The sequence below is a fragment of the Blastococcus sp. HT6-4 genome (genome assembly GCF_039679125.1).
In the GTDB taxonomy this organism is placed as follows: Bacteria; Actinomycetota; Actinomycetes; order Mycobacteriales; family Geodermatophilaceae; genus Blastococcus; species Blastococcus montanus.
Genome location: NZ_CP155551.1, coordinates 4,104,184 through 4,128,925, shown reverse-complemented (window position 1 = coordinate 4,128,925; position 24,742 = coordinate 4,104,184). Strand labels below are relative to the sequence as shown.

Sequence of the window (24,742 nt, the reverse complement as noted above, 5' to 3'; positions counted from 1 at the left end):
GTGCCCGGCTCAGTCCAGCGCGTCGGCGAACTGGGGAACGGTCGCGTCGATGGCGTACAGGAGCCCGGGCGCCGAGGCGCTGGAGAAGGCGTTCAGCACCGTCAGATCCTCCAGGACGACGGCGCGACCCTCCTGGACGACGGGCAGCGCCTGCCACACCGGGCTGCTGGTGAACTCCGAGGCCTCGACGAAGATCGGGAAGACCACGGTCAGCTCGGCGTCGAGCAGGTTCAGCTGCTCCTCGCTGATCGGGACGAAGAAGTTCTCCATCGCCAGCTCCTCGATCTCGTTCTTGTTCTCGAAGCCCAACTGCTCCATGAACTGCACCCGCGAGTCGCCGCTGACGTAGGCGCCCCAGCCCTCGGCGGTGTACGCGCCGACGGCGACCTCGGTGCCCTCGAACTCGGGGTGCTCCTCGCGGGCCTGCTCGAACGCCGCCTCGACCTCGGCCTCGAGCTCCTCGGCCGCCTCGGTCCGGCCCAGCGCCTGGCCGATCATCTCCAGCTGCTGCTGCCACGTGGTCTGGTAGGGGCCCACGCCCTCGGGCGGGCCGATCGTGGGGGCGATCTCGTTGAGCAGGTCGTAGCGGTCCTGGTCGCCGGACGAACGGGTGGCGAGGATCAGGTCGGGCTCCAGCGCGGCGATCGCCTCGTAGCTGGGCTCGAGGGTCTCGATCAGCACCGGCGGCTCGTCGTAGCCCTGCTCGACCCAGTCGCCGAGGCCGTCGTCGCCGCCGACGGCGAGCCAGTCGCTCGCGCCGACCGGCTGGACGCCGAGCGCCAGCGCGGTCTCCGCGTCGGACCAGCCGAGCGCCACCACGCGCTCGGGCTCCTCGTCGACCGTGACGTCGCCGAACGCGGTCTCGACGGTGGCCGGGTACTGACCGGACGCGTTCCCCGCGCCCGCGTCGTCGGTGGCGGCGGGCTCCTCGCCGGCGCCGCAGCCGGTGACGACGAGGGCGGCGGCCGCGAGCGCGGCGGCGCCGCGGAGGGCGGGACGGAACGACATGCGGAACTCCTCGGACGATCAGGTAAGGCTTCCCTAAGCACAGCACACGTGTTCGGGCGCGGAACGTCCGGGGAGGCGTCGTTACGCTCGTCGACAGCGCGGCCCGGGCGGGCCGGACGACCGGGACGCGGGGAGCGGGGCATGAACGAGCAGGCCACACGGCCGGAGGGCTGGCTGGTCGTCGTCGACCTCCAGCACGTCTTCGGGGAGCCGGACTCGCCGTGGACCGCGCCGCGGTTCGAGGAGGTCCGCCCCCGGGTCCGCCGGCTGGTGGCGGCCTTCGGCGACCGGGTGGTCTGGACCCGCTTCGTGGCGCCGGACCGGCCCACCGGCGGCTGGAAGGAGTACTACCAGCAGTACGACTTCGCGCTGCAGCCGCCGGACGCGGAGTGCTACCGGCTCGTCGAGGACCCGGGCGGCCACCCGGTCGTGGACGCGACCACCTTCGGCAAGTGGGGTCCGGCCCTGGCGGGTGTCGTCGGGGAGGGGCCGCTCACCGTCGCCGGCGTGGCCACGGACTGCTGCGTGCTCTCCACCGTGCTCCCGGCCGCCGACGCCGGGGTGCACGTGCGCGTGGTCACCGACGCCTGCGCGGGGGCCGGCGACGAGGAGCACGAGCGGGCCCTGCAGGTGATGGCCGGCTACGCGCCGCTGGTGTCGTTCGCGACCACCGACGAGGTCCTGGCGGGGGCGTGATCCCCGCACCGCCCGGCGACCGGCTGCCCGACGGGTTCGCCGTCCGCCTGGACCCGCGCACCCGCCGCCGGGACGGTGGCGCCACCCTGCTCGGCGGCTCCCCGCTGCGGCTGCTCCGGCTCGCGCCCCGCGCGGCCGCGCTGCTGGCCACCGACCGCCTCGCCGTCCGCGACGCGACGAGCGCGGCGCTGGCCGCCCGGCTGCTGGACAACGGTCTCGCCCACCCCGACCTCGCGCCGGACGCCGGCGGGGCGGACGTCACCGTCGTCGTCCCGGTGAAGGACCGCCCGGCCGGCCTGGCCCGGCTGCTCGCGGCGCTGCGCGCCGACCCCGCGACCGCCGGACTGCCCGTGGTGGTGGTCGACGACGGCTCCGCGGTGCCGGTAGCCGCTCCCGACGGCGTCCGCGTCCTCCGGCACGCGGTCGCCCGGGGCCCGGCGGCCGCCCGCAACGCCGGCCTGGCCGCGGCGGGCACCGACCTGGTCGCGTTCCTCGACTCCGACTGCGCGCCCCGCCCCGGCTGGCTCGCCCGGCTGCGGTCGCACCTGGCCGATCCGCGGCTGGCCGTGGTCGCCCCCCGGATCGTGTCGCTGTCCGGCGCACCGCGGGGGTGGATCACCCCCTACGAGGACGTCGCCGGCGCTCTCGACATGGGGCCGCACGCGGCGGCGGTGCGCCCGCTCTCGGCGGTCGCGTACGTGCCGAGCGCGGCGCTGCTGGTCCGCCGGACCGCGCTCGGCGGCGGTTTCGACGAGGACCTGCGGGTGGCGGAGGACGTCGACCTGGTCTGGCGGCTGACCGCGGCCGGGTGGCGGGTGCGCTACGAGCCGGGCGCGGAGGTGGCGCACGAGCACCCGGCCGCGCTGTCCGACTGGCTGCGCCGCCGGGCGTTCTACGGCACCGGCGCAGCCCTGCTCGCCGCCCGGCACGGCGCCGCGGTCGCCCCGCTGGTGATCGCGCCGGAGACGGCGCTCACCTGGGCGCTGCTGGTGGCCGGCGGCCGACGGGGGAGAGCGGTCGCCACCGCCGTGCTCGGTCTGACCGGGGTCCGGCTGGCGCGCCGGCTGGCCGGACCGTCGGAGCCGGTGCCTGCTGCGCTCGCCGCAGCCCTGGTGGCGCGCGGCCTGGCCGCGTCGGGGCAGTCGCTCGCCCGCGCGGTCACCCGCCACCACTGGCCGGTCGCCATCGCGGCCGCCGTCGTCTCCCGCCGCGCGCGGCGGGTCGTGCCGGCCGCCGCCCTGGCCGATGCGCTGGCCGCCTGGTGGCCGCACCGGGGCCGGATCGGACCGGTCCGTCACGGGCTGGCCCGGCGGCTGGACGACCTCGCGTACGGGGCCGGCCTCTGGACCGGCGCGGCCCGCGCCCGCGACCCCCGGGCCCTGCTGCCGGCGCGCCCGCCGCGCTGACGGCACCGGACCCGCCGGGACGCGGAATGCCCGCGCCGTCCGGCGCCTTGTCGTCGCCGTACTGCGGTTCGACCAGCGTGGGTCCCGCTCCACATCGATCGACGGGATGACCATGACCGCCACCCAGGACGCCGGCACCCCGGACGCTGCCGTGCCGGCGACGCCGGCAACCGCCCCGATCCCGCGGCCCGGCGCCGCGCGCACCGCGCTGACCCTCGGCGCCTTCGTCGCCATCGGCCCGCTGACCATCGACATGTACCTGCCGGCGCTGCCCGCCATCGGCCGGGACCTGATGACCACCTCGGCCACCGTGCAGCTGACCCTCACCGGCACCCTGATCGGCCTGGCGCTCGGCCAGCTGGTGATCGGCCCGCTGTCGGACGCGTTCGGCCGCCGGCGGCCGCTGCTGGCCGGCACCGCGCTGCACGTCCTGGCCTCCCTGCTCGTGCTGGTCGCCCCGAACATCGCCGTCCTCGGCGGGTTGCGCCTGCTGCAGGGCATCGGCGCCGCCTCGGGCGCGGTGATCGCCCTCGCGGTGGTGCGCGACCTGTACGACGGCCGGGCCGCGGCGACGATGCTCTCCCGGCTGTTCCTCGTGCTCGGCGCGGCTCCCGTGCTCGCCCCCACGATCGGTGGCGAGATCCTCCGGTTCACCACCTGGCGCGGTGTCTTCGCCTTCCTCGCCGGCTACGGGGTGCTCATGCTCGTGGTCGGCTGGGCGACCATGCGCGAGACGCTGCCGCCCGAGCGGCGGCGCAGCAGCGGCGTGCGCGGCACCCTGCGGGTCTACCGCGGCCTGCTGCGCGACCGCACCTACGTCGGGCTGATCCTGGTGGCCGGGCTGACGATGGCCGGGCTGTTCAGCTACGTGTCCGGGTCCACCTACGTCTACCAGCGCCAGTTCGGCCTGGACGAGCAGCAGTTCGGGCTGCTGTTCGGCGCGGGCGCGTTCTGGCTGATCGCCGCCACCCAGCTCAACCCGCTGCTGCTGCGCCGGTGGTCCCCGCAGCAGCTGCTGGTCGCGGGCACCGTGGCCGGCGCGCTCGCCGGGGCCGCGCTGGTCGTGCTGGCGGGGACGCGCACCGGGGGGCTCCCCGCGGTCACCGGCGCCCTGTGGGCGGTGCTGTTCGCCTGCGGGCTGGCCCTGCCCAACGCGCCCGCGCTGGCGCTCTCCCGGCACGGCGAGGCCGCCGGGAGCGCGGCCGCCTTGCTCGGCGCGGTCCAGTTCGGCGTCGGGGCGCTCGTCTCGCCCGTGGTGGGGCTGCTCGGCAACGACGCGGTGGCGATCGGCCTGGTCGTCGTCACGGCGCTGGTCCTGGCGATCGCCGTCCTGGCCGTCGTCGTCCGGCCCTGGCAGCTGCCGGTCCCGGAGGAGGCGGCCGCCGCCTGATCTCTGGTGGAAAGCGCCACCACCAGTCACGATGACCGGGACATGAGCCACCGCCCGCGGAGCCTCCGCTGACCACCGCCGTCAACCCGTGGCTGGCGCTCCCCGACGGGCTGCCCACCGCGGCGCGCACCCGGCGGCTGCGCGCCGCCCACGAACGGCTGGTCACCGTGAGCACCCTGCCCGGCGACGACGCCGTCCGGCCGGTCGTCCTGGACTCCTGGCGCCGGTCGATGGGCAGCGGGGTCGACCCCGACGGCGGCCTGCCACCGGTGGAGCTGCTCGACGACGACCTGCTCGCCTACCGCGCGGCCCACCCGCTGGCGCCGGTGCTGCCGGTGATCCGGCGGCTGCTGGTCCAGGACGCCGAGGCGGGGCAGATGATCGTCGCGGTCACCGACGCGGCCGGGCGGATGCTGTGGGTGGAGGGTGACCACCGGCTGCGGTCGCGGGCGGAGGGCGTGAACTTCGTCGAGGGCGCCCGCTGGTCGGAGGACGTGGCCGGCACGAACGCCCCGGGGACGGCGCTGGCGGTCGACTGCGCGGTGCAGATCTACGGCAGCGAGCACTTCCGCCGCCCGGTGCAGTCGTGGAGCTGCTCGGCCGCGCCGGTGCACGACCCGGTCACCGGTGCCCTGCTCGGCGCCATCGACGTGACCGGCGGCGACCACGTCGCGACCCCGCAGGTGCTGACCCTGGTGCGGGCCACCGTCGCCGCCGTCGAGTCGGAGCTGCGCTGGCTGCACCGGGAACGGCTCGCCGCCGGCGCGCCCCGGCCGCCCGCCCCGGCGCCTCCCGCGGCGCGGCTGGAGGTGCTCGGCCGCGAACGCGCCCGGCTGACGCTGGCCGCCGGACCGCAGGAGCTGTCGGTGCGGCACTCGGAGCTGCTCCTCCTGCTGGCCGAGGCGGCCGCGTCGGGGCAGGGCCGTTCGGCCACCCAGCTCGCCGCCGAGTGCCACGCCGGCGCCGCGGCCGAGGTGACCGTGCGGGCCGAGCTGTCGCGGCTGCGCCGGCTGGTCGGCGAGGACCTGCTCGGCTCCCGCCCGTACCGGCTGGCCGGCCGGCTGGACACCGACGTCGACCAGGTGCGCCGGTTGCTGACCCGCGGCGACGTCGGCGCGGCGCTCGAGCGCTACCGCGGGCCGGTGCTCCCCGGCTCGCACGCGCCGGGCGTGCTGCGTGCGCGCGGCCGCCTCACCGCGGCGCTCCGGCGGGCCGTGCTGTCGGCCCGCCGTCCGGAGCTGCTGCTGCGCTACGCCCAGCTGCCCGAGGGGCGCGACGACGCCGGGGTGTGGCAGGCGCTGCTGGAGGCGCTGCCGCCGGGCTCGCCGCGCCGGGCGGCGGTGACCGGGCACCTGCTGCGGCTGCGCGCCGCCGGCCGCCCACGCTGAACCGGGGAGACGTGCGCCACCGGCGGGAATGCCGGGCCCGGGTCGTGACTTCGCTGGTGGCGTGACCGCCGCGCTCCCCACCGACCGACCACCCCTGAGCCCGGTCCGGGTCGTGGTGGCCATCGTGGCGCTGGCGCTCGGCGGGTTCGCGATCGGCACCACCGAGTTCGTGACCATGGGCCTGCTGCCCGACATCGCGGAGGGCGTGGGGGTCGACATCCCCTCGGCCGGCCACGTCATCTCCGCGTACGCCCTCGGCGTCGTCGTCGGCGCCCCGGTGATCGCGGCGATGAGCGCCCGCCTGCCCCGGCGCGCCCTGCTGGTCGGCCTGATGGGCGCCTTCCTGGTCGGCAACGTGCTCACCGCCGTGGCGCCGGCCTACCCGACGCTGCTGGGCGCCCGGTTCCTCGCCGGCCTGCCGCACGGCGCCTACTTCGGCGTGGCGTCGCTGGTCGCCGCGTCGCTGGTCGCGCCGCGGCTCCGGGGCCGCGCGGTCAGCTCGGTGATGCTCGGGCTGGCCGTCGCGCTGGTCGCCGGCGTCCCGGCCGCGACCTGGCTGGGCCAGGCGGCGGGCTGGCGGGCGGCGTACTGGCTGGTCGTCGTCCTGGCCGCGGCCACCGTGGCGGCCGTGCTCGTCGTCGTCCCGCCGTCGCCGGGGCGGTCCGACGCCACGGTCCGCGGCGAGCTGGGTGCGCTGCGCCGGCCGCAGGTGCTGCTCACGCTGGCGGTCGGCGTCGTCGGGTTCGGCGGCATGTTCGCGCTCTACAGCTACATCGCGCCCGTCGTCACCGACGTCGCGGAGCTCTCCCGGGGCACCCTGCCCGTGGTCCTGTTCGTCTACGGGATCGGCGGGATCATCGGGACGGCGCTGGCCGGGCGGCTGGGCGACTGGTCGCTGTTCCGGTCGCTGGTCGGCGCGCTGGTGGCGCTCATGGTGCTGCTCGCCGTGGTGGCCGTGGTGGCGTCCTGGGTGCCCGGCCTGGTGGCCGGGGTCTTCCTGGTCTCGGTCAGCGGCTCGACCCTGGCGATCCTGCTGCAGCTGCGGTTGATGGAGACCGCGGGGGAGGCCCAGATGCTGGGGGCCGCGCTCAACCACTCGGCCCTCAACCTGGCCAACGCCCTCGGCGCCTGGGTCGGCGGCCTGGTGATCGCCGCGGGCCTCGGCTACCGCGCGCCCAGCGCCGTCGGCGCCGCGCTGGCGGCCGCCGGGCTGATCCCGCTCGCGGCCTCCGCCGTCCTGCGCCGCCGGGAGGCCCGCGCCCCGGTGGCCGGGGCCGCGGCGCCCGCCCCGCGCGAGGAGCCGGCCGCCGCCCGCTGACGGTCAGCGGAGCAGGGCACCCAGCTGCCCGTGCAACGGCGCTGCAACGTCCGCACCGCGCTCGTCCGCGGCGTGGATCGGGCCCGCGGCGGCTCCGTCGCGCAGCTAAGCGTGGCCTAAGTCACTCCTTTCGGGTCAGACTCCGCATCGGGCCCGCGGCCGGCCGTGGGCGCAGTTCCCCCTGCGACAAGGGACCCCTGCAACGAAGCGGAGGACTGATGACCCGGATCAGCGTGCGGGTGGACGGGACGTCGTACGACGACGACGTCGAACCCCGGACCTTGCTCGTCCACTACCTGCGCGAGCAGCTCGGCAAGGTGGGCACGGTCGTGGGCTGCGACACCAGCAACTGCGGGGCCTGCACCGTGCACCTCGACGGCGAGGCGGTGAAGAGCTGCACCGTCCTGGCCGTCCAGGCCGACGGCGCCGAGGTGACCACCATCGAGGGCATCGCCGGGGACGACGGCCTGCACCCGATGCAGAAGGCGTTCCACGAGATGCACGGCCTGCAGTGCGGCTACTGCACCCCGGGCATGATCATGGCCTCGATCGACCTGGTGAAGGAGAACCCCGAGCCCAGCGAGGCCGAGGTCCGGGAGGGCATCGAGGGCAACCTCTGCCGCTGCACCGGCTACCAGAACATCGTCCGGGCCGTGCGGTCCGCGGCGGCCGAGATGCGCGGATCCGGCGGGAACGGCCACGTCGCGCCGGCCGAGGTCGACACCGCCGCCGCGCCGCACGTGGTGGGCCAGGCATGACCGCCGTCGAGGACCGGGCCGCCACCGACGCGCCGACGCCCGAGATCGGGAAGGCGCGCCGCCGCAAGGAGGACGCCCGGCTGATCACCGGCGAGACCACCTGGACCGACAACATGGTCCTGCCCGGGATGCTGCACCTCGCCGTCGTCCGCAGCCCCGCGGCGCACGCCCGCATCACGAACCTCGACGTCAGCGCCGTGCGCGAGGCCCCCGGCGTCATCGCCGTCTTCACCGGCCGCGACCTCGCCGAGGAGCAGGGTTCGATCCCGTGCGCCTGGCCGGTGACGCCGGACATGGTCAACCCCGGGCACCCGTCGATCGCCGTCGACCAGGTCAACCACGTCGGCGAGGCGGTCGCGGTGATCGTCGCCCGCAGCAAGGTCGCCGCCCAGGACGCCGTCGAGCTCGCCGACGTCGACTACGAGCCGCTGCCGGTGGTGCTGGACATGGAGGAGGCGGTCCGTGACGGGGCCGACCTCGTCCACGACCACCTGGAGTCCAACACCAGCTACCACTTCGTGTTCGACGCCGGCGAGATGGGCACCGGCGGCGACACCGAGCAGGCGTTCGCCGACGCCGACGTCGTGGTCAGCCGCCGGCTGATCCAGCAGCGGCTGATCCCGGCGTTCATGGAGCCGCGCTCGGTCGTCGTCCAGCCGCAGGGCGACAACTACACGATGTGGTCGGCGACCCAGATCCCGCACATCCTCCGGGTGATGGCCTCGATGGTCACCGGCATCCCGGAGCACAAGCTGCGCGTCGTCGCCCCCGACGTCGGCGGCGGGTTCGGCGGGAAGCTGCAGGTCAACCCGGAGGAGATCCTCTGCCTCCTGATCGCGCGGCGGCTCGGCAAGCCGGTCAAGTGGACGGAGACCCGCAGCGAGTCGCTGATGACCGCCCACCACGGGCGCGACCAGATCCAGTACGTGGACATCGCCGCCGACCGCGACGGCAGCATCAAGGGCCTCCGCGTCCGGCTGCTGGCCGACATGGGCGCCTACCTGCGGCTGATCACCCCGGGTGTGCCGGCGCTCGGCGCCTTCATGTACCCGGGGATCTACAAGATCCCGGCCTACCACTTCGAGTGCGACGGGGTGTTCACCAACAAGGTGCCCACCGACGCCTACCGCGGCGCCGGACGGCCGGAGGCCACGTTCGCGATCGAGCGGATCATGGACGAGCTCGCCGTCGAGCTGGACATGGACCCGCTCGAGCTGCGGCGGAAGAACTGGATCAACGCCGACGAGTTCCCGTTCACCACCGTCGCGGGGCTGGCCTACGACAGCGGCGACTACGAGACCGCCACGCAGCAGGCGCTGGAGCTCCTCGGCTACGACGAGCTGCGCGCCGAACAGCGGCGGCGGCGGGAGTCGAACGACCCGGTCCAGCTGGGCATCGGCATCTCCACGTTCACCGAGATGTGCGGCCTGGCCCCCTCCCGGGTGCTCGGTTCGCTCTCGTTCGGCGCGGGCGGCTGGGAGCACGCCTCCATCCGGATGCTGCCCACCGGCAAGGTCGAGGTCGTGACTGGCTCGACGCCGCACGGCCAGGGCCACGAGACGGCGTGGAGCCAGCTGGTCGCCGACTCCCTCGGCGTCCCGTTCGAGGACGTCGAGGTGCTGCACGGCGACACCGCCATCTCCTCGCGGGGGCTGGACACCTACGGCTCCCGGTCGCTGGTGGTCGGCGGCTCGGCGGTGGTCAAGGCGGCGGACAAGGTCATCGCCAAGGCCCGGAAGATCGCCGCGCACCTGCTGGAGGCCAGCGAGGACGACCTCGAGTTCTCCGGCGGGAAGTTCTCCGTGCGCGGCACCCCCGGTACCGGGCTCGGGATCCAGGAGATCGCGCTGGCGATCTTCGCCGCGCACGACTACCCGGAGGGCATCGAGCCCTCGATCGACGCCGACGCCACCTTCGACCCGGAGAACTTCTCCTTCCCGCACGGCACGCACCTGTGCGCCATGGAGGTCGACACCGAGACCGGGTTCGTGAAGATCCGCAAGTACGCCTGCGTCGACGACGTCGGGACGATCGTCAACCCGCTGATCGTCGAGGGGCAGGTGCACGGCGGGCTGGCGCAGGGGATCGCGCAGGCGCTGTACGAGGAGGCGATCTACGACGCCGACGGCAACCTCACCACCGGCACCTTCGTCGACTACCTGGTCCCCTCGGCCAACGACCTGCCGCACTTCGACACCGGGAACACCGTGCACTCCGCGCCCGGCAACCCGATCGGGGCCAAGGGCGTGGGCGAGGCCGGCTGCATCGCCAGCACGCCGGCGGTGGTCAACGCGGCGCTCGACGCCGTCCGGCACCTGGGCGTCACCGACATCCGGATGCCGCTGACACCCGAACGCGTCTGGCGGGCGCTCCACGGCGGTGGGGACGGCGGGGACCGGGTCGCCGAGGGCTCCAACGCCTACGGCGGCGCACGCACCACCGAGTCCGGCTACGAGGAGGCAGAGCAGTGATCCCCGCATCGTTCGCCTACGCCCGCCCGACCACGGTGGACGAGGCGCTGCAGGCCATCGCCGACGGCGGCGAGGACGTCAAGGTCCTCGCCGGCGGGCAGTCGCTCATCCCGGTCATGCGGCTGCGGCTGGCCGCGCCGGAGACCGTCGTCGACCTGGGCCGGGTGGCCGAGCTCCGGGGCGTGCGGGAGGAGGACGACGCCGTCGTGATCGGCGCGATGACGACGCACTCCGACGTCCTCGCCGACCCGCTGATCCGGCAGCACGTTCCGCTGGTCGCCGAGGCGACGGCCACCGTGGCCGACCGGCAGGTCCGTCACCGCGGCACGTTCGGCGGGGCGCTCGTGCACGCCGATCCGGCCGGTGACCTGCCGGCGGTGGCGCTCGCCCTGAACGCCGAGTTCGTGATCGTCGGCTCCGCGGGGCGTCGGACGGTGCCGGTGCGGGACTTCTTCGTCGACTACCTGACGACCGCGGTGGAGGAGGGGGAGCTGCTCGTCGAGGTGCGGATCCCCAAGCTCACCGGTCAGTGGGGGATGCACTACGAGAAGTTCAACCGGGTCGCCCAGGCGTGGTCGATCGTGGCGGTGGCGGCCGCGGTGCGGCGGGAGGACGGCCGGATCGCCGAGGCGCGCATCGGGCTGACCAACATGGGGCCGGTCCCGCTGCGGGCGAGGCAGGTCGAGCAGGCGCTGGCCGGGGCCGAGGCCACCGTGGAGGCGGTCGCCGCCGCCGCGGAGCACGCGGCCGACGGCACCGAGCCGAGCAGCGACCTGAACGCGCAGGCGGACTACCGCCAGCACCTGGCCACGGTGCTCACGCGCCGTGCGGTGAGCACCGCCGCCGGGCTGTAGCGTCGGTCTCCCGCCCGGTTCGTCGTCGTCGGTCCCGGCGCCCCGCCTCCCACGGGGCGCCGGGCGCTCCTTCCAGGAGGTCCTGTCGTGCAGCTGGAGAACTCGTTCACCGTGCCGGTGCCCGTCGACGAGGCGTGGCGGGTGCTGCTGGACATCGAGCGGATCGCCCCGTGCATGCCCGGCGCGGCGCTGGACTCCGTCGACGGTGACGACTTCACCGGGCGGGTGAAGGTCAAGCTGGGCCCGATCAACCTCACCTACCAGGGCAAGGCCTCGTTCATCGAGAAGGACGAGGCCGCGCACCGGGCGGTGATCGACGCGCGCGGCAAGGACCAGCGGGGCAACGGCACCGCTTCGGCGACGGTGACGGCGCAGCTGAAGGCCGAGGGCTCGGTGACCCGCGTCGACGTCCTCACCGACCTCAACATCACCGGCCGGCCGGCCCAGTTCGGCCGCGGGGTCATGACCGACGTCGGCAACAAGCTGCTCGGCCAGTTCGCCGACAAGCTGGCGGCGCAGCTGGGCGAGGGCGACGCGCAGGGCGACGCGGATCGGGCGACCGCCGCGGCCCAGGAGAGCACGACCGCCAAGGCCGTCGCCACCGCGACCGGTGCGGTGGAAGAGGTCGCCGCCTCGGCCGAGCAGGCGGCGGGCGAGGGGACGGCGGCCAAGAAGGCCGCCGCCGCCACCAAGAAGGCGGCCGCGTCGGCCACCGACAAGGTGAGCGGTGCCGAGGCTGCTCCGGCGGGGGAGGCCCCGGCGGAGGAGACGGCGACCCGGGAGACCCCGGCCAAGGAGACGGCCGCGAAGGTGACCGCGGCCAAGGCCGCGCCCGCCAAGAAGGCCGCCGCCGGCACGACTCCCGAGGGCAAGGAGACGGCGACGACGGAGACCCCGGCCAAGGAGACGGCGGCGAAGGTGACCGCCGACAAGGCACCGGGCGTCGAGCCGACCCCACCGACCGTCGACACCGCCCCCTCGGGCGCGCGGGACACCGCGCCGGCCGGCAAGGGGCCCAGCGCCCCGCCCAAGGGGCCCACCGCGCCGCCGAACCGGCCCGCCACCGGGGCTCCGCTGCGCAGCGTGCCCGGGACCGGCCCCTCGACCGACGGCCCGAAGCACGCGCGCGAGGAGCCCGAGCCGATCGACCTCCTCGAGGTCGCCGGCGGCGCAGCGATGACCCGCTATGCCGCCCCGGCCGCCGGCTTCGCGGGCGTGGTGCTGGTGATCGCGCTGCTCGTCCGCCGCCGCCGTCGCTGAGTCGTGAGCGCCTCGGATCCGCCGGGACCGGTCGGGGCACCCGTGCGGGTCGTCGACGACGGGCCGCCGGACGGTGTGAACCGTCCGATGTCCGGGCTGCCGCCGCTCCCCGGTCGGGCACCCGCGTCACGGTCGGCGCCGCCCGTCCGGTGGCTGGACGGCGGGGTGCGACTGGCGGTCACGACCTGGGGCAGCAGCAGCGCCCCGGCGGTGGTCACCGGTGCCCGCGCGGAGGGCCAGCGGCTGACGTCGACGGCGGAACGCCGGAACCCCGGCGGCGGGGTGATCAGCGCCGACCTGAGTGCGTACGTCACCGTCATCGAGACGCCGTCCGGTCTGGATCCCGGCGCCCCTGCGGTCGTCGTCATGGGCAGCCAGGAGTACGACCTGCCCCCGGCGTCCGAGCAAGGGGACGACCCGTACATCGTGGTGGAGCCCGCCCGGCCCCCGCCGGGTTGGTGAGAGGACCTGCACCGGGACGCCCCGGAACTGTCGTACCCGGGTCGTAGATTCGCTCATGTGTTCGACGGTGGTGGGTTCGGGGTCGGCCTGACGGTCGATGTCCTGGACGTGCCGTCGTGGCCGGGCGAGCTGGTCCCGGCGGGTGTGGCCGCGCGGCCGACGCGGCTGGGTGAGGCGATGCCGGTGGCGGCCCGCACCGATGCCGGGATCGCCGCCGAGTTGCGGCGGATCCAGCAGGCCGAGGCGCGGCTGGCCGCCTACCGGGCCGAGCTGATCTGCGAGCTGGCCGCGCGCCGGCCCGATGCGCTGGACCGGCAGGTCGGTGAGCCCGGTGCCGCGTCACCGGACTGGGCGCCGGGGGTGGGCAACGAGCCGGCGGCGGGGGTGAGCGAGTTCTTCGCCGACGAGCTGGCGATGGTGCTGAACTGCTCGCGGGCCGAGGCCACCACGCAGGCGGAGCTGTCCACGACGCTGGTCAAGCACCTGCCGGCCACCTGGGGGGTGCTGGCCGACGGGCAGCTGATGTGGCCGCGGGCGCGGGCGATGGCCGCCGAGCTGGCCGGGCCGGCGCGGGAGCTGGCGCCGCAGCTGATCGGCGCGGTGGAGGCCGCGGTGCTGCCCGGTGCCGAGGAGCTGCTGGTGAGCAGGCTGCGGGCGGCGGTGCGGCGGGAGCTGCTGGCCCGCGACGCCGCGGCGGCCGAACGCCGCCGCGCGCACGCCGAACGCTGCGCCGACGTGACCGTGCGGCCGGCACGGGACGGGATGGCCGAGCTGTCGATGTTCGCCCCGCAGCCGCTGGCCGCCGCGATCCGGGAGACCGCGGACGTCTACGCGCGGATGGCCAAGGCCGACGGTGACCGGCGGCCGATCGGGCAGCTGCGGGTCGCCGCGCTGGCCGATCTGGTGCTGCGCCCGTGGGACACCAGCCGGCCCCCGGTCACCGCCCACCTCGACGTGCTCGCCCCGGCCGGCGCGCTGGTCGCCGCCGCCGCCGGGCACGACGCCTGCGCGGTCGGCCACCAGCTCCCCCACTCCACCGATCCCACCCGGCCCGGCGACCCGGCAGGGCCCGGCGACCCGGCAGGGCCCGGCGACTCGGCGGTGCGGGGCGACTCGGCGGGGCGGGGCGGGGCGCCAGGCCGCCGGGGGCGGGTGCCGGCTGCCGGGAGATCGCCCCGGCGGAGGTGAACGGGCAGCCGATCACCGCCGGCCAGCTGCGTGACCTGCTCGAGTCGCTGGACGCGCTGTGTCCTGGCGGGCTGCAGGCCCCGGCCGGTGGCAGCCTGGGCATCTCCCTGGTCGACCCGGCCACCGGGGCGCTGCGGGCCACGGTCACCCGCGCTGAGCTGGGCCGGCTGGCCCGCCGCGGCTGCCCCGCGCACCCGAACAACGACCCCAACAGCGACTGCGGCTGCCCGGTGCTGGACCGGCCCGCCCCGACCGACGCCTACCGGCCGACCGCCGCCCAGCAACGGTTCCTGCCCACCCGCGACCGCACCTGCCGGCATCCCGGCTGCGCCACCCGCGCCGGCTGGGCCGACCTGGACCACGTGCTGCCCCACGCCGAGGGCGGCCCGACCACCTGCGAGAACCTCTGCTGCCTGTGCCGCCGTCACCACCGGCTCAAGACCTTTGCACCCGGCTGGCGCTTCGAGATGACCGCCGACGGCGTCCTGTCGGTGACCACGCCCAGCGGCGTCACCCGCACCACCCGACCACCCGGCATGGCAGCGCTCCACCGGAACACCACGGGCCCACCACCCACCGGATCACCCCCCACATCACCCACCGGCCCCACCGCGGACGAGAGCGAACCCGCCCCCTTCTGAGTCGGCCGACGTGACCGCCCCGCTTACGGGCACGTCGGCCGAGAAGTGGTGCGGCCTGGGGTGCTGCGGGTGGCCGGCGAGTGGCTCAGGCCTGCTCGGACAACCAGGAGGCGGCGGCCGCGCCGACGACGTCGGGGTTCCGCTTCAGGGCGTGGTCGCCGGGCACCGCGTACACCGAGGCGCCGGACCGTCCGGCGAGCACGGCGGCCACGTCGGCGGGCGCACCGAAGGCGTCCCGCTCGCCCTGGACGACCACCAGCGGCAGCGGGACGGCGGTGAGTTCCCCGGCGCGGCTCTTCTCCGGCCGGCCCGGCGGATGCAGCGGGAAGGCCAGCGCCAGCACGCCGTCGGCACCCACCTGGGCAGCGGTGCGGCAGGCCACCCGGGCCCCGGCGCTGCGGCCGCCCACGACCAGCGGCCCGGTCAGGTGCCCGGTGCCCGACAGGTGCGCCAGCACGGCCCGCCAGCCCTCGTCCAGCCGCGCCGGTGCGGGAGCGACCCTCTTCCCGGCCACCCGCCAGGGCTGCTCGACGCGCAGCACCCGCCAGCCGGCCTCGGCGGCGTCCCGGGCCACGGCGAGCAGGTCCGGCGACTCCACGCCCCCGCCGGCCCCGTGCCCGAGGAGCACCGTCCCGCGGGAGCCGCCGTCGGTCAGGTGGGCGCGGGCCGGGCCGTGCGGCGTGCCGATGTCCAGCGGCTCCGCCTCGGCCGTCGTGCGCGCGTCCCGTGGCTCCTCGCGCCGCTCTCCTGTCACGCCGCCGGGTGGCCGGGGTCCTGGCTCGGCGTCCGCGGCCCGGGGGCGGTCGTCCCCGCCTGCCGGTGGCGGCGGACGTCCTTGGCGCGCTTCCAGACGAGCCAGCCGATCCCCAGGGCGGCGGCTGCGTAGATCAGGTAGTCGAAGTACTCGAGGTACTCGTACACGACCTCGCCGAGGGCCACGCCCAGGCCGATGAGCACGCTGTTCCAGATCAGGCTGCCCGCGGCGGAGTAGAGCACGAACTGCCAGAACGGCATCCGCACCACACCCGCGGGCACGGAGATGAAGCTGCGCACGATCGGCACCATCCGGCCGAAGAAGACCGCGGCGCGGCCGTGCCGGGCGAACCACTCGAAGGTCTTGTCGACGTCCTCGGTCTGCACCAGCGGCAGCCGGTCGAGGAAGGCGTGCGAGCGGCGGGGGCCCAGCGCCTTCCCGATGTAGTAGAAGAAGACCGCGCCCACGACCGATCCCAGCGTGGCGAACAGCACGACCGGGACGAGTGCCATGTCGCCGCCGCGGATGAGCACCCCGGCCAGGCCGAGGACCACCTCGCTGGGGATGGGCGGGACCACCGTCTCCAGCAGGATGGCCAGACCCACGCCCACCGGGCCGAGGGTCTCCACGAGTTCGAGCAGGAAGCCGGTGATGCCACCCTCGTCGGAGGAGACAGCGGCGAGGAACGACATGGCCCCACGGTAGAGGCGCCCCGATCCGCCGCCGTGCTCCCGGGCCGAGCGCGGGCTAGGTTCGGACACCATGCGGCAGCGCTTCACCGCCCGGGCCGTCGTCGTCGGCAACCGGGTGGGCACCGTCGTCCCCGACGCCGTCGTCGACGTCACCGACGGTGCCATCGACTGGGTCGGCCCGGCCGCCGAGGCGCCTCCGGTGGCCGGCGCCGACGTCGTCGAGCTGCCCGGCGTCCTCACCCCCGGGCTCGTCAACGCCCACTCGCACGCCCCGATGGTGTTGTTCCGCGGTCAGGGCGAGGGGCTGCCGCTGGACCGCTGGCTGCGCGAGGTCATGTGGCCGCGTGAGGCACGGCTCACGCCCGAGGACGTCGAGGTGGCGATGACCGCGGCGTCGGCGGAGATGCTGGCCGGCGGCATCACCACCAGCGTCGAGATGTACTTCCACCCGGAGCGGATCGCCGCCGCCGTGGCCACCACCGGCGCCCGGGCGGTCATCGCCACCCCGCTGCTGCCGCTGCCCGGGATGCCACCGATGGCCGAGCAGCTCGACGCCGCCGTCGCCCTGGCCGCCGGGGCGCCGGCGGACGGGGTCGTCGAGTACGGCCTCGGTCCGCACGCGGCCTACACGGTGCCGCTACCGGTGCTGGCCGACGCGGCGGCGGCTGCCCGCGACCACGGGCTGCTGCTGCACCTGCACGTCGCCGAGACCGCCACCGAGGGCGCCGACCTGCTCGCCGCGCACGGGTTGTCGGTCCCCGCCCTGCTGGCCGCCTACGACGTCCTCGGCGGTCGCGTCCTCGCCGCCCACTGCGTGCACATGGACGACGGCGACCTGGAGCTGTGGGAGGAGTACGCCGTCTCCGTCGCCCACTGCCCGGCCAGCAACGCCAAGCTGGCCAGCGGGATCGCGCCGCTGCGGCCCATGCTCGACCGCGGCATCCGGGTGGGGCTGGGCACCGACGGGCCGGCGTCGAACGACTCCCTCGATCTCTTCGCCGACCTGCGGCTGGCCGCCGGGATGGCGCGGTTGCGCGAGGCGTCGGCGACGGCGCTGACCGCCGCGGAGGCGTTCTGGCTGGCCAGCGGCGGTGCCGCCGAGGCGATCGGCCGCCCCGACCTGGGGCAGCTCGTCGCCGGCCGGCGGGCCGACCTGGTGCACGTCGACACCCGCGACCTGGTCTTCGAGCCCGTCGGCGACCCGGCCGACGTGCTGGCCCACCTCGTCTGGTCCGGCGCCGGGCGGCACGTGCGCGACGTCTGGGTGGGCGGCCGGCCGGTGGTGCGCGACGGCGTGTCCACCACGGTGGACCGCCCGGCGCTCCGGCAGGACGTCGCCGCGCGGGCGGCTCGGCTCGCCGCGGGCTGAGCTCAGCCGGCCTCGGCCCGCAGGACGTCGTCGGTCCAGGTGTAGAGCCGGTCGCCGAGCACGACGGTCACCCAGCCCTCGCACAGCTGCGCCTCCTCGCCCAGGTCGGGCCAGTTCCCTCCCCCGTCGAACGGCATGCCCACCTGCGGCAGCGCGGTGCAGCCCGCCGGCAGCCGCGCCCCTTCGTCCAGCGTCATCTCCGCCCGCACGCTGCCCGAGTCGTCGCCGGAAGCGTCGCCGGGCCGGACGACGGTGACGTCGCGACCCACCGTCCGGCTCCAGGCCGGGACGTCACCGCGCGGGGCGTCGTCGGCGCCGGCGTGGTCGGAGGTGACGGTGTGCCCCTGCAGCTCCGCCAGCATCGCGCCAGGCCCGTCCACGCCCGCGGGCATCGCCACCGCGACCCCTGCGACGGCGACCGCGCCGACCGCGAGCACCCCGGCGACCGTCCCCAGCGCCGCCTTCTTCCTGCTGACCACCCTGTGCTCCTCCCGACGGGCCACCGGTGCGGTGGCCGGGAGGAGCGTCGCCCGCTCCGCCGTCCGCGGGCGTCGGCCGGCGGGATGATTCCGGTGTCCCTCCCCGGGCGGACGTCTACTCGCGACCTGGGGGGTGGCGGTCCAGCCACCAGCGGCGCAGGCCCATCGCCGCACCGATCAGCGCCCGGGCGGGCGGCGCGGCGAGCCGGCCGCGGGTCGCGGCGATCGCGGCGTTCCAGGCCCCGTCGTTGAAGGTGGGGTACGGGTGCGTGGTCCCGGTGAGGTCGCCCGCCGTCAGCCCCGCGCGGACGGCGAGGGCGAGCTCCCCCAGGGTCTCGCCGGCCCGGGGCCCGACGACAGTGGCGCCGACGATCCGCCGGCGCCGATCGAGGACGAGGGTCGTGTACCCCTCCGTCGTCCGCTCGGTGACGGCCCGGTGCACGGTGCTGTGCGGGATCCGCCGCGTCGTCCACCCGTGGGCGTCCGCGTCGGCGGGGGGCGCGCCGACCGCGGCCACCTCCGGCGAGGTGTAGGTGACCCGCGGGACGACGGGGTCGATCGTGCGGCCCCGTCCGAGCAGCACGTTGCTGACCGCCAGGCTCGCGTGCACCCCGGCCGTGTGGGTGAACCGGGAGCGGTCCGTCACGTCACCGGCGGCGACGATGCGCGGGTTGGACGTCCGGAGCCGGTCGTCGACGACCACGCTGCCGTCTCCGGCGAGTTCCACGCCCGCCGCGGCGCAGCCGAGCCCGGCGGTCCGGGGACGGCGCCCGAGCGCGACGAGCAGGACGTCGTAGGGCAGCGCGTCCCCGCTCCCGAGTTCGACGGCCCCCGCCCGGACGCGGGTGGCCGGGCTGCCGGTCCGCACGTCGGCGCCATCCCGGCGGAGGGCGGCGGTCACGATCGCGGACGCCTCCCCGTCCTCGTCAGGCAGCAGCCGGTCGGCACCGTCGACGATCGTCACGGCGGAGCCCAGCCGGGCGAACGCCTGGCCGAGCTCGCAGCCGATCGTCCCGCCACCGAGCACGACCAGCCGGCCGGGGAGCTCGGCGAGGTCCCAGACGGTCTCGGTGGTCAGCGGGCGGGCGTCGGCCAGTCCCGCGACGGGTGGCGACGCCGGCGAGGAGCCGGTCGCCAGCAGGGCGGCGCGGAACCGCAGGTCGCGGTCACCCACCCGGGCGGTGTCCGGCCCGGTCAGGACCACGGTGCCGCTCTCCACCACGATCCCGGCCCGGCGCAGCGTCTCGGGGGAATCCTCCGGCTCGATCGCGGTGATCGCGGCCCGCACGTGCGACCGGACCCGGTCGAAGTCGACCCTCACCTCACCGACGTCGACGCCGAAACCGGCCGCCGCCCGGGCCGAGGCCGCCGCACCGGCAGCGGCCAGCAGTGCCTTGGAGGGCACGCACCCCGTCCACAGGCAGTCGCCACCGGTGCGGGTCTCCTCCACCAGGAGCACCCGGGCGCCGAGCCCCGCGGCCGTCGTGGCGCCGACGATGCCCGCCGTCCCGCCGCCGACGACGAGCAGGTCCCATGCGTCCCCGGTCACGCGCGGAGGCTGATCGTCTCGCCGCGGTAGGCCGGGCGCACGGTGCCGGGCAGCTCGCGGCGGGCGACCTCCGCGACGAACTCGCCCAGCGGTGAGGCGAACCGGTCGTAGTCGTCGTAGTGCACCGGCACTGTGACCGGCGGCTTCAGCAGCTCGACGAGGTCGGCGCCCTGGCGGCCGTCCATGGTCACGGTGAGCCCGAGCGCCTTGGTGCCGCCCAGGTGCGGGATGACGACGTCGAGGGGGCCGCACCGCTCCAGCACCTCGCCGAGGAACGGCCGGTAGAGGGTGTCGCCGCTGATGTAGCCGCGCCAGCCCACCTCGCCGTGCCGCACCAGCTCGAGCACGCTGCCCATCACCGGCGGCAGCACGTGGGCCAGCGGGCCGGGGCCGTGCACCCCCGGGACGGCGGTGATCCGCAGCTCCTCCTCGCCGGCGGGCCCGCCGGCCAGCACGTGCTGCTGCCAAGGCCGCAGGTCCGACGTCGCCGCGAACCCCTTCCGGCTCAGCGCCGCTGCGGCCTCCTGCGTCGTCACCAGCGGCGTCTCCTTGTCCAGGTGCCGGGTGGCGACGTCGTCCCAGTGGTCCCCGTGCAGGTGGCTGAGCAGGATCGCGTCGAGCGCCGGCAGCTGCGCCGGCTGGAGCGCGGGGTCGGTGAGCCGCTTCGTCCAGAGGCCCTTGCCCAGGTAGGCCCGCTGCCCGCGGCGCAGGAAGCTCGGGTCGGTGAGCAGCGTGAAGCCACCGATGCGCAGCAGCATCGTGGCGTTGCCGCCGAAGGTCATGGTGACGTCGTCCGCCTGCTCGGCCATGCCCGGCGGATACCCGGGGCGTGCCACCTCACCCGTTCTCCGTCCGCTGGTAGACAGGGGTCCGTGCCACCTCCTCCCGCCGTCGACGAGACCTTCCTCGCGCTCCCGCTGTCCGCGCTCACCGACGCCGCCCTCACCCGCGCGACCGATCTCGGTTGCGAGCACGCCGACATCCGGGTGGAGCGGATCCGCACGCAGTCGATCAGCCTGCGCGACGCCCGGCCCGAGGCGTTCACCCACGGCGAGGACCTCGGCCTCGCCGTCCGGGTGGTGCACGAGGGCACCTGGGGCTTCGCCGCCGGCGTCGTCCTGACCGCGGCCGAGGCCGTCCGGCTCGCCGAGGAGGCCGTCGCCGTAGCGGCGGTCGCCGCGGCGCTCAACCGGGACCGCGTGGAGCTGGCGCCGGAGCCCACCTACGACGGCACCTGGGTGTCGGCCTACGACGTCGACCCGTTCACCGTCCCCGACGCGGACAAGACGGCGCTGCTCGCCGAGCTCTCCGAGCAGCTGCTGGCCGCCGACGGCGTGGAGCACGTGCAGGCCACCTGCCTGCTGGTCAAGGAGCAGAAGTACTACGCCGACACCGCCGGCACCCGCACCCGGCAGCAGCGCGTGCGCATCCACCCCGACCTCACGGCGATGGCCGTCGACCGGGCCACCGGCTCGTTCGAGAGCATGCGCACGCTGGCCCCGCCGGCCGGCCGCGGCTGGGAGTACCTCACCGGCACCGGCTGGGACTGGCGGGCCGAGCTGGACGGGATCCCCGAGCTGCTGCGCGAGAAGACCATGGCCCCGACGGTCGCGGCCGGGCGCTACGACCTGGTCGTCGACCCGTCGAACCTGTGGCTGACCATCCACGAGTCGATCGGTCACGCCACGGAGCTGGACCGCGCGCTCGGCTACGAGGCCGCCTACGCCGGCACCTCGTTCGCCACCCCCGACAAGCTGGGCACGCTGCGGTACGGCTCGCCGCTGATGACCGTGACGGGGGACCGCATCGCCCCGCACGGGCTGGCCACCGTCGGCTGGGACGACGAGGGCGTCGCCGCCCAGCAGTGGGACATCGTCCGGGACGGCGTCCTGGTCGGCTACCAGGTCGACCGGAACATGGCCCGGCTGCAGGGCATGGGGCGGTCCAACGGCTGCGCCCTGGCCGACTCGCCGGGGCACGTGCCCGTGCAGCGGATGGCCAACGTCTCCCTGCGGCCGGCGCCGGAGGGCCCGTCGACCGACGAGATCATCGCCGGCGTGGAGCACGGCATCTACGTCGTCGGCGACAAGAGCTGGTCGATCGACATGCAGCGCTACAACTTCCAGTTCACCGGCCAGCGGTTCTACCGGATCGAGGGCGGGAAGCTCGCCGGCCAGGTCCGCGACGTCGCCTACCAGGCCACGACGACGGACTTCTGGGGCTCGATGTCGGTGGTCGGCGGCCCGCAGACCTACGTGCTGGGCGGCGCGTTCAACTGCGGCAAGGCCCAGCCCGGCCAGACCGCCGCGGTCAGCCACGGCTGCCCGACGGCGCTGTTCGAGGACGTGGCCGTGCTCAACACGGTCGAGGAGGCCGGGCGATGAGGAAGCGCCGTCCGCAGGACGTCGTGGAGCAGGCGCTGGCCGCCTCCACCGCCGACGGCCAGGTGACCGTCGTCGTGGAGGGGTCGGAGGCGAACCTGCGGTGGGCGGGGAACAGCCTGACCACCAACGGCGCCATGCGCTCCCGGCAGGTCGTCGTCATCTCCTTCGTCGACGGCGGCGCCGGCATGGCCGCCGGAACGGTGACCCGTTCCGGGACGCCGGACGTCGCCGAGCTCGTGGCGGCCAGCGAGCAGGCCGCCCGTGACGCCGGCCCCGCCGAGGACGCGATGCCGCTGGTCGCCCCGGATCCCGACCGCGGAGGCCCGCCCGGTGCCGGCGACTGGGACGCCGACCCGGCGGAGACCTCGATCGGCGTCTTCGCCGATTTCGCGCCGGCGCTCGGCCAGGCGTTCGGGGAGGCGCGCGACCGCGACCACCTGCTGTTCGGGTTCGCCGAGCACAGCATGCGCACCACCTACCTCGGCAGCTCGACCGGGCTGCGGCTGCGGCACGACCAGCCGACCGGCCGGGTCGAGCTGAACGGGAAGTCGCGGGACTTCGGCCGCTCGGTGTGGGCGGGCGTCGGCACCCGCGACTTCTCCGACGTCTCCGTGGCCGACCTCGCCGCCGACGTCGCGCGCAAGATGGCGTGGTCGCAGCGGCGGATCGAGCTGCCGGCCGGGCGCTACGAGACGCTGCTGCCGCCCTCGGCGGTCAGCGACCTGATGATCTACCTCTACTGGACGATGGAGGCCCGGGACGCCGACGAGGGCCGCAACGTCTTCGCGCGGCCCGGTGGCGGCAACCGCACCGGCGACCGGCTGGCCGCGCTGCCCCTGACCCTGCGCAGCGATCCGCACGCCCCCGGCCTGGAGGCCGCCCCGTTCCAGGTGGTCGGGGCGTCGTCGGGCTCGGCGTCGGTGTTCGACAACGGCATGGCGGCGCCGGCGGTGGACTGGATCTCCGGCGGCGTGCTCGCCAACCTGGTCCGCCCGCGGGCCTGGGCGCTCCGGACGACCGCACCGGCCACGGTGACCGTCGACAACCTCGTCCTCGAGCACCCGGGAGCGACCGCCACCCAGGAGGAGATGGTGGCGGCCACCGACCGGGGCCTGCTGCTGACCACGCTCTGGTACATCCGCGAGGTCGACCCCCAGACCCTGCTGCTGACCGGGCTGACGCGCGACGGCGTCTTCCTCGTGGAGGGCGGCGAGGTGACCGGGGCGGTGAACAACTTCCGCTTCAACGAGTCGCCGGTCGACCTGCTCGGCCGCGCGGTGCAGGCCGGGCGCACCGAGCGGACGCTGCCCCGGGAGTGGAACGACTGGTTCACCCGGACGGCCATGCCGACCCTGCGGGTGCCGGACTTCAACATGAGCAGCGTGAGCCCGGCCAGCTGACCCCGGCGCGTCGAATGACAACGGCGTAGTTCCGACAAGTGGATCGCGGCACGGCTGGCGGAAACTGACGGCGACGAACCGTACTGACGGAATTACTCTGGGTGCCGGAAGAGGAGCCGAGACGGGGCTTTACCCAGAGCCCGATTCTGCCGAAACCTCTCGTAGCTCGTTTCCGTACACTGCACCGGGCCCGGCATCCGGGCCGTCGAGGGGAGGACTCCGTGAGCAGGAGTCGCAAGCCGTCCGTCTTCCAGGTGGGCAAGGTCCGCGACGACGGGTACACCGTCGTGATCTCCGGCTGGGGCCTCGGCCTCTGCGCCGCGGGCTGCGCCTGCCACCGCCACCCGTCCGCCGGGCACCTCGCCATCGCCGAGGACCAGGCCGGTGGGTCCATCGGGCTGGTCAGCTTCCGCGAGGGTGGCTGCGACTGCTGCGAGCCGTGGACCTCCGAGGAGCTCTCGGCGATCCTCCGCGACTTCCAGTCCCTCGCCGGCCTCGAGGCCCAGGAGCCCCTCGCCGGCTGAGACCTCCCCCGCCCCGGTGCGCGTCCTGCGCCCGGGGCGGGGTGTGTTCCGCCGCCGGTGTTCCCGGCGGCTGCCCCCGGGGTAGATCGGCTCCCATGCTGGGACGTGCCGCCCTCCGGGGTTCTCTCGCCGGGCTCGCCGGCGTCGCCGTGATGACCCTCGGGGAGAAGGCCGAGCAGGCCGTCACCCACCGGCCGAACAGCTACGTGCCGGCGCGCACGATGACCGCTGTGGCGACCGGCCGGCGGCTGCCCGGCAGCGCCCGGCCGCCGGTCCGCAACCACCTCATGCACTGGGGCACCGGTGCCGCCGTCGGCGCGCTGCGCGGCGTGTGGGCCGCCAGCGGGCTGCGTGGCTGGCGCGCCTCCGCCTGGCACACCGCGATCCGGCTGGCCACCGACCAGACGCTGGAGAACGCGACGGGCGTCGGCTCACCGCCGTGGACCTGGAACCGGCGCGACCGGGTCGTCGACCTCGCGCACAAGACCGTCTACTCCTTCGTCACCGGCGCCGTCGCCGACCGGCTGGTGTCCCTCGCGGCCGACCGCCTCCCCGACGGCACCGCCGCGGGCCCCCGCCGCCGCTGACCGGTCCTCCCGGGGCGGGTGATCACCGCTGGGGCTGGTGTGACCAGCGGGATCCGACGCCGCCCCGCAGCCCGCGCGCCGCCCACTACCAACCGGCACCGGATCCCTACCGTCCGTCCTGACGCGCTTGATCAGGGCCCCTTCCCCCGGGCCCGGCGCAGGTG

Annotated in this window: 23 protein-coding genes; 17 read left to right on the top strand and 6 right to left on the bottom strand. The window is 75.6% G+C overall.

What is annotated here, in order from left to right; translation table 11 throughout:
* Positions 1–9 precede the first annotated feature (9 nt).
* On the bottom strand, positions 10–1,008 hold the full coding sequence (locus ABDB74_RS19820; RefSeq protein ID WP_346620585.1) for an iron-siderophore ABC transporter substrate-binding protein: 999 nt from the start codon (positions 1,006–1,008) through the stop codon (positions 10–12).
* 141 nt (positions 1,009–1,149) lie between these two features.
* Here ABDB74_RS19820 and ABDB74_RS19815 point away from each other — a divergent pair, with 141 nt between their 5' ends.
* The 12 genes from ABDB74_RS19815 to ABDB74_RS19760 all read left to right on the top strand — a co-directional run bounded on the left by ABDB74_RS19815 (position 1,150) and on the right by ABDB74_RS19760 (position 14,840).
* Positions 1,150–1,704: a cysteine hydrolase gene (locus ABDB74_RS19815; RefSeq protein ID WP_346620584.1), complete on the top strand. Its 555-nt coding sequence runs from the start codon at positions 1,150–1,152 to the stop codon at positions 1,702–1,704.
* Positions 1,701–3,110 carry a mycofactocin biosynthesis glycosyltransferase MftF gene (mftF, locus tag ABDB74_RS19810; RefSeq protein ID WP_346620583.1) on the top strand — a complete coding sequence of 470 codons (1,410 nt, stop codon included), beginning with the start codon at positions 1,701–1,703 and terminating at the stop codon, positions 3,108–3,110. Before ABDB74_RS19815 ends, mftF begins: the two co-directional genes overlap by 4 nt.
* A 112-nt stretch (positions 3,111–3,222) precedes the next feature.
* Positions 3,223–4,500: a multidrug effflux MFS transporter gene (locus tag ABDB74_RS19805; protein ID WP_346620581.1), complete on the top strand. Its 1,278-nt coding sequence runs from the start codon at positions 3,223–3,225 to the stop codon at positions 4,498–4,500.
* Between the two features lie 167 nt (positions 4,501–4,667).
* Entirely contained in the window at positions 4,668–5,888 is a 1,221-nt protein-coding gene (locus ABDB74_RS19800; protein WP_346620579.1) for a phytochrome sensor protein, read from the top strand.
* A 61-nt stretch (positions 5,889–5,949) separates the two neighbouring features.
* Positions 5,950–7,206 carry an MFS transporter gene (locus tag ABDB74_RS19795; protein ID WP_346620577.1) on the top strand — a complete coding sequence of 419 codons (1,257 nt, stop codon included), beginning with the start codon at positions 5,950–5,952 and terminating at the stop codon, positions 7,204–7,206.
* 218 nt (positions 7,207–7,424) lie between these two features.
* Complete coding sequence (locus ABDB74_RS19790) at positions 7,425–7,964, top strand: (2Fe-2S)-binding protein (RefSeq protein WP_346620575.1); 540 nt, start codon at positions 7,425–7,427, stop codon at positions 7,962–7,964.
* Positions 7,961–10,435 carry a molybdopterin cofactor-binding domain-containing protein gene (locus tag ABDB74_RS19785; protein ID WP_346620574.1) on the top strand — a complete coding sequence of 825 codons (2,475 nt, stop codon included), beginning with the start codon at positions 7,961–7,963 and terminating at the stop codon, positions 10,433–10,435. Before ABDB74_RS19790 ends, ABDB74_RS19785 begins: the two co-directional genes overlap by 4 nt.
* Positions 10,432–11,289: a xanthine dehydrogenase family protein subunit M gene (locus ABDB74_RS19780; RefSeq protein WP_346620572.1), complete on the top strand. Its 858-nt coding sequence runs from the start codon at positions 10,432–10,434 to the stop codon at positions 11,287–11,289. The genes ABDB74_RS19785 and ABDB74_RS19780 overlap by 4 nt, the downstream gene beginning before the upstream one ends.
* Positions 11,290–11,376: 87 nt before the next feature.
* Entirely contained in the window at positions 11,377–12,549 is a 1,173-nt protein-coding gene (locus ABDB74_RS19775; protein WP_346620571.1) for an SRPBCC domain-containing protein, read from the top strand.
* 165 nt (positions 12,550–12,714) lie between these two features.
* Positions 12,715–13,011: a hypothetical protein gene (locus tag ABDB74_RS19770; RefSeq protein WP_346620569.1), complete on the top strand. Its 297-nt coding sequence runs from the start codon at positions 12,715–12,717 to the stop codon at positions 13,009–13,011.
* Between the two features lie 57 nt (positions 13,012–13,068).
* On the top strand, positions 13,069–14,199 hold the full coding sequence (locus ABDB74_RS19765; protein ID WP_346620568.1) for a DUF222 domain-containing protein: 1,131 nt from the start codon (positions 13,069–13,071) through the stop codon (positions 14,197–14,199).
* Positions 14,196–14,840 carry an HNH endonuclease signature motif containing protein gene (locus ABDB74_RS19760; protein ID WP_346620566.1) on the top strand — a complete coding sequence of 215 codons (645 nt, stop codon included), beginning with the start codon at positions 14,196–14,198 and terminating at the stop codon, positions 14,838–14,840. The genes ABDB74_RS19765 and ABDB74_RS19760 overlap by 4 nt, the downstream gene beginning before the upstream one ends.
* 85 nt (positions 14,841–14,925) lie before the next feature.
* On the opposite strand, the gene ABDB74_RS19755 is transcribed toward ABDB74_RS19760, so the two are convergent.
* Together ABDB74_RS19755 and ABDB74_RS19750 are read right to left on the bottom strand one after the other, a co-directional pair.
* Positions 14,926–15,594 (bottom strand): alpha/beta family hydrolase, encoded by a 669-nt coding sequence (locus tag ABDB74_RS19755; RefSeq protein WP_346620565.1) that lies wholly within the window; start codon positions 15,592–15,594, stop codon positions 14,926–14,928.
* The gene (locus tag ABDB74_RS19750; RefSeq protein WP_346620564.1) at positions 15,591–16,286 is read right to left on the bottom strand and encodes a DedA family protein; all 696 of its coding nucleotides are present in this window, start codon (positions 16,284–16,286) and stop codon (positions 15,591–15,593) included. Before ABDB74_RS19750 ends, ABDB74_RS19755 begins: the two co-directional genes overlap by 4 nt.
* 70 nt (positions 16,287–16,356) lie before the next feature.
* Between ABDB74_RS19750 and ABDB74_RS19745 the strand changes: the two genes are divergently transcribed.
* A complete protein-coding gene (locus tag ABDB74_RS19745; RefSeq protein WP_346620563.1) occupies positions 16,357–17,655 on the top strand; it encodes an amidohydrolase family protein in 1,299 nt (432 codons plus the stop codon).
* A 2-nt stretch (positions 17,656–17,657) separates the two neighbouring features.
* Here the strand turns inward: ABDB74_RS19745 and ABDB74_RS19740 are convergent, their stop codons facing one another.
* From ABDB74_RS19740 to ABDB74_RS19730, 3 genes are all read right to left on the bottom strand, one after another.
* The gene (locus tag ABDB74_RS19740; RefSeq protein ID WP_346620561.1) at positions 17,658–18,134 is read right to left on the bottom strand and encodes a hypothetical protein; all 477 of its coding nucleotides are present in this window, start codon (positions 18,132–18,134) and stop codon (positions 17,658–17,660) included.
* A gap of 115 nt (positions 18,135–18,249) precedes the next feature.
* Complete coding sequence (locus tag ABDB74_RS19735) at positions 18,250–19,683, bottom strand: FAD-dependent oxidoreductase (RefSeq protein ID WP_346620560.1); 1,434 nt, start codon at positions 19,681–19,683, stop codon at positions 18,250–18,252.
* Entirely contained in the window at positions 19,680–20,492 is an 813-nt protein-coding gene (locus tag ABDB74_RS19730) for an MBL fold metallo-hydrolase (RefSeq protein WP_346620558.1), read from the bottom strand. The genes ABDB74_RS19735 and ABDB74_RS19730 overlap by 4 nt, the downstream gene beginning before the upstream one ends.
* 63 nt (positions 20,493–20,555) lie before the next feature.
* On the opposite strand from ABDB74_RS19730, the gene ABDB74_RS19725 reads away from it, so the two are divergent.
* From ABDB74_RS19725 to ABDB74_RS19710, 4 genes are all read left to right on the top strand, one after another.
* On the top strand, positions 20,556–22,067 hold the full coding sequence (locus ABDB74_RS19725) for a TldD/PmbA family protein (protein ID WP_346620557.1): 1,512 nt from the start codon (positions 20,556–20,558) through the stop codon (positions 22,065–22,067).
* Entirely contained in the window at positions 22,064–23,467 is a 1,404-nt protein-coding gene (locus ABDB74_RS19720; protein WP_346620555.1) for a metallopeptidase TldD-related protein, read from the top strand. The genes ABDB74_RS19725 and ABDB74_RS19720 overlap by 4 nt, the downstream gene beginning before the upstream one ends.
* A gap of 221 nt (positions 23,468–23,688) precedes the next feature.
* Positions 23,689–23,991, top strand: a complete 303-nt coding sequence (locus ABDB74_RS19715) for a hypothetical protein (RefSeq protein ID WP_346620554.1) — start codon at positions 23,689–23,691, stop codon at positions 23,989–23,991.
* Between the two features lie 95 nt (positions 23,992–24,086).
* Positions 24,087–24,578: a hypothetical protein gene (locus tag ABDB74_RS19710; protein ID WP_346620553.1), complete on the top strand. Its 492-nt coding sequence runs from the start codon at positions 24,087–24,089 to the stop codon at positions 24,576–24,578.
* The last annotated feature ends 164 nt before the right edge of the window (positions 24,579–24,742 follow it).

What these genes read in the sequence shown, in the direction of transcription:
- ABDB74_RS19750 (WP_346620564.1), bottom strand. Translation starts at nt 16,286, where the DNA reads ATGTCGTTCCTCGCCGCTGTCTCCTCCGACGAGGGTGGCATCACCGGC.
- ABDB74_RS19820 (WP_346620585.1), bottom strand. Translation starts at nt 1,008, where the DNA reads ATGTCGTTCCGTCCCGCCCTCCGCGGCGCCGCCGCGCTCGCGGCCGCC.
- ABDB74_RS19730 (WP_346620558.1), bottom strand. Translation starts at nt 20,492, where the DNA reads ATGGCCGAGCAGGCGGACGACGTCACCATGACCTTCGGCGGCAACGCC.
- ABDB74_RS19710 (WP_346620553.1), top strand. Translation starts at nt 24,087, where the DNA reads ATGCTGGGACGTGCCGCCCTCCGGGGTTCTCTCGCCGGGCTCGCCGGC.
- ABDB74_RS19805 (WP_346620581.1), top strand. Translation starts at nt 3,223, where the DNA reads ATGACCGCCACCCAGGACGCCGGCACCCCGGACGCTGCCGTGCCGGCG.
- ABDB74_RS19815 (WP_346620584.1), top strand. Translation starts at nt 1,150, where the DNA reads ATGAACGAGCAGGCCACACGGCCGGAGGGCTGGCTGGTCGTCGTCGAC.
- ABDB74_RS19720 (WP_346620555.1), top strand. Translation starts at nt 22,064, where the DNA reads ATGAGGAAGCGCCGTCCGCAGGACGTCGTGGAGCAGGCGCTGGCCGCC.
- ABDB74_RS19785 (WP_346620574.1), top strand. Translation starts at nt 7,961, where the DNA reads ATGACCGCCGTCGAGGACCGGGCCGCCACCGACGCGCCGACGCCCGAG.
- ABDB74_RS19790 (WP_346620575.1), top strand. Translation starts at nt 7,425, where the DNA reads ATGACCCGGATCAGCGTGCGGGTGGACGGGACGTCGTACGACGACGAC.
- ABDB74_RS19745 (WP_346620563.1), top strand. Translation starts at nt 16,357, where the DNA reads ATGCGGCAGCGCTTCACCGCCCGGGCCGTCGTCGTCGGCAACCGGGTG.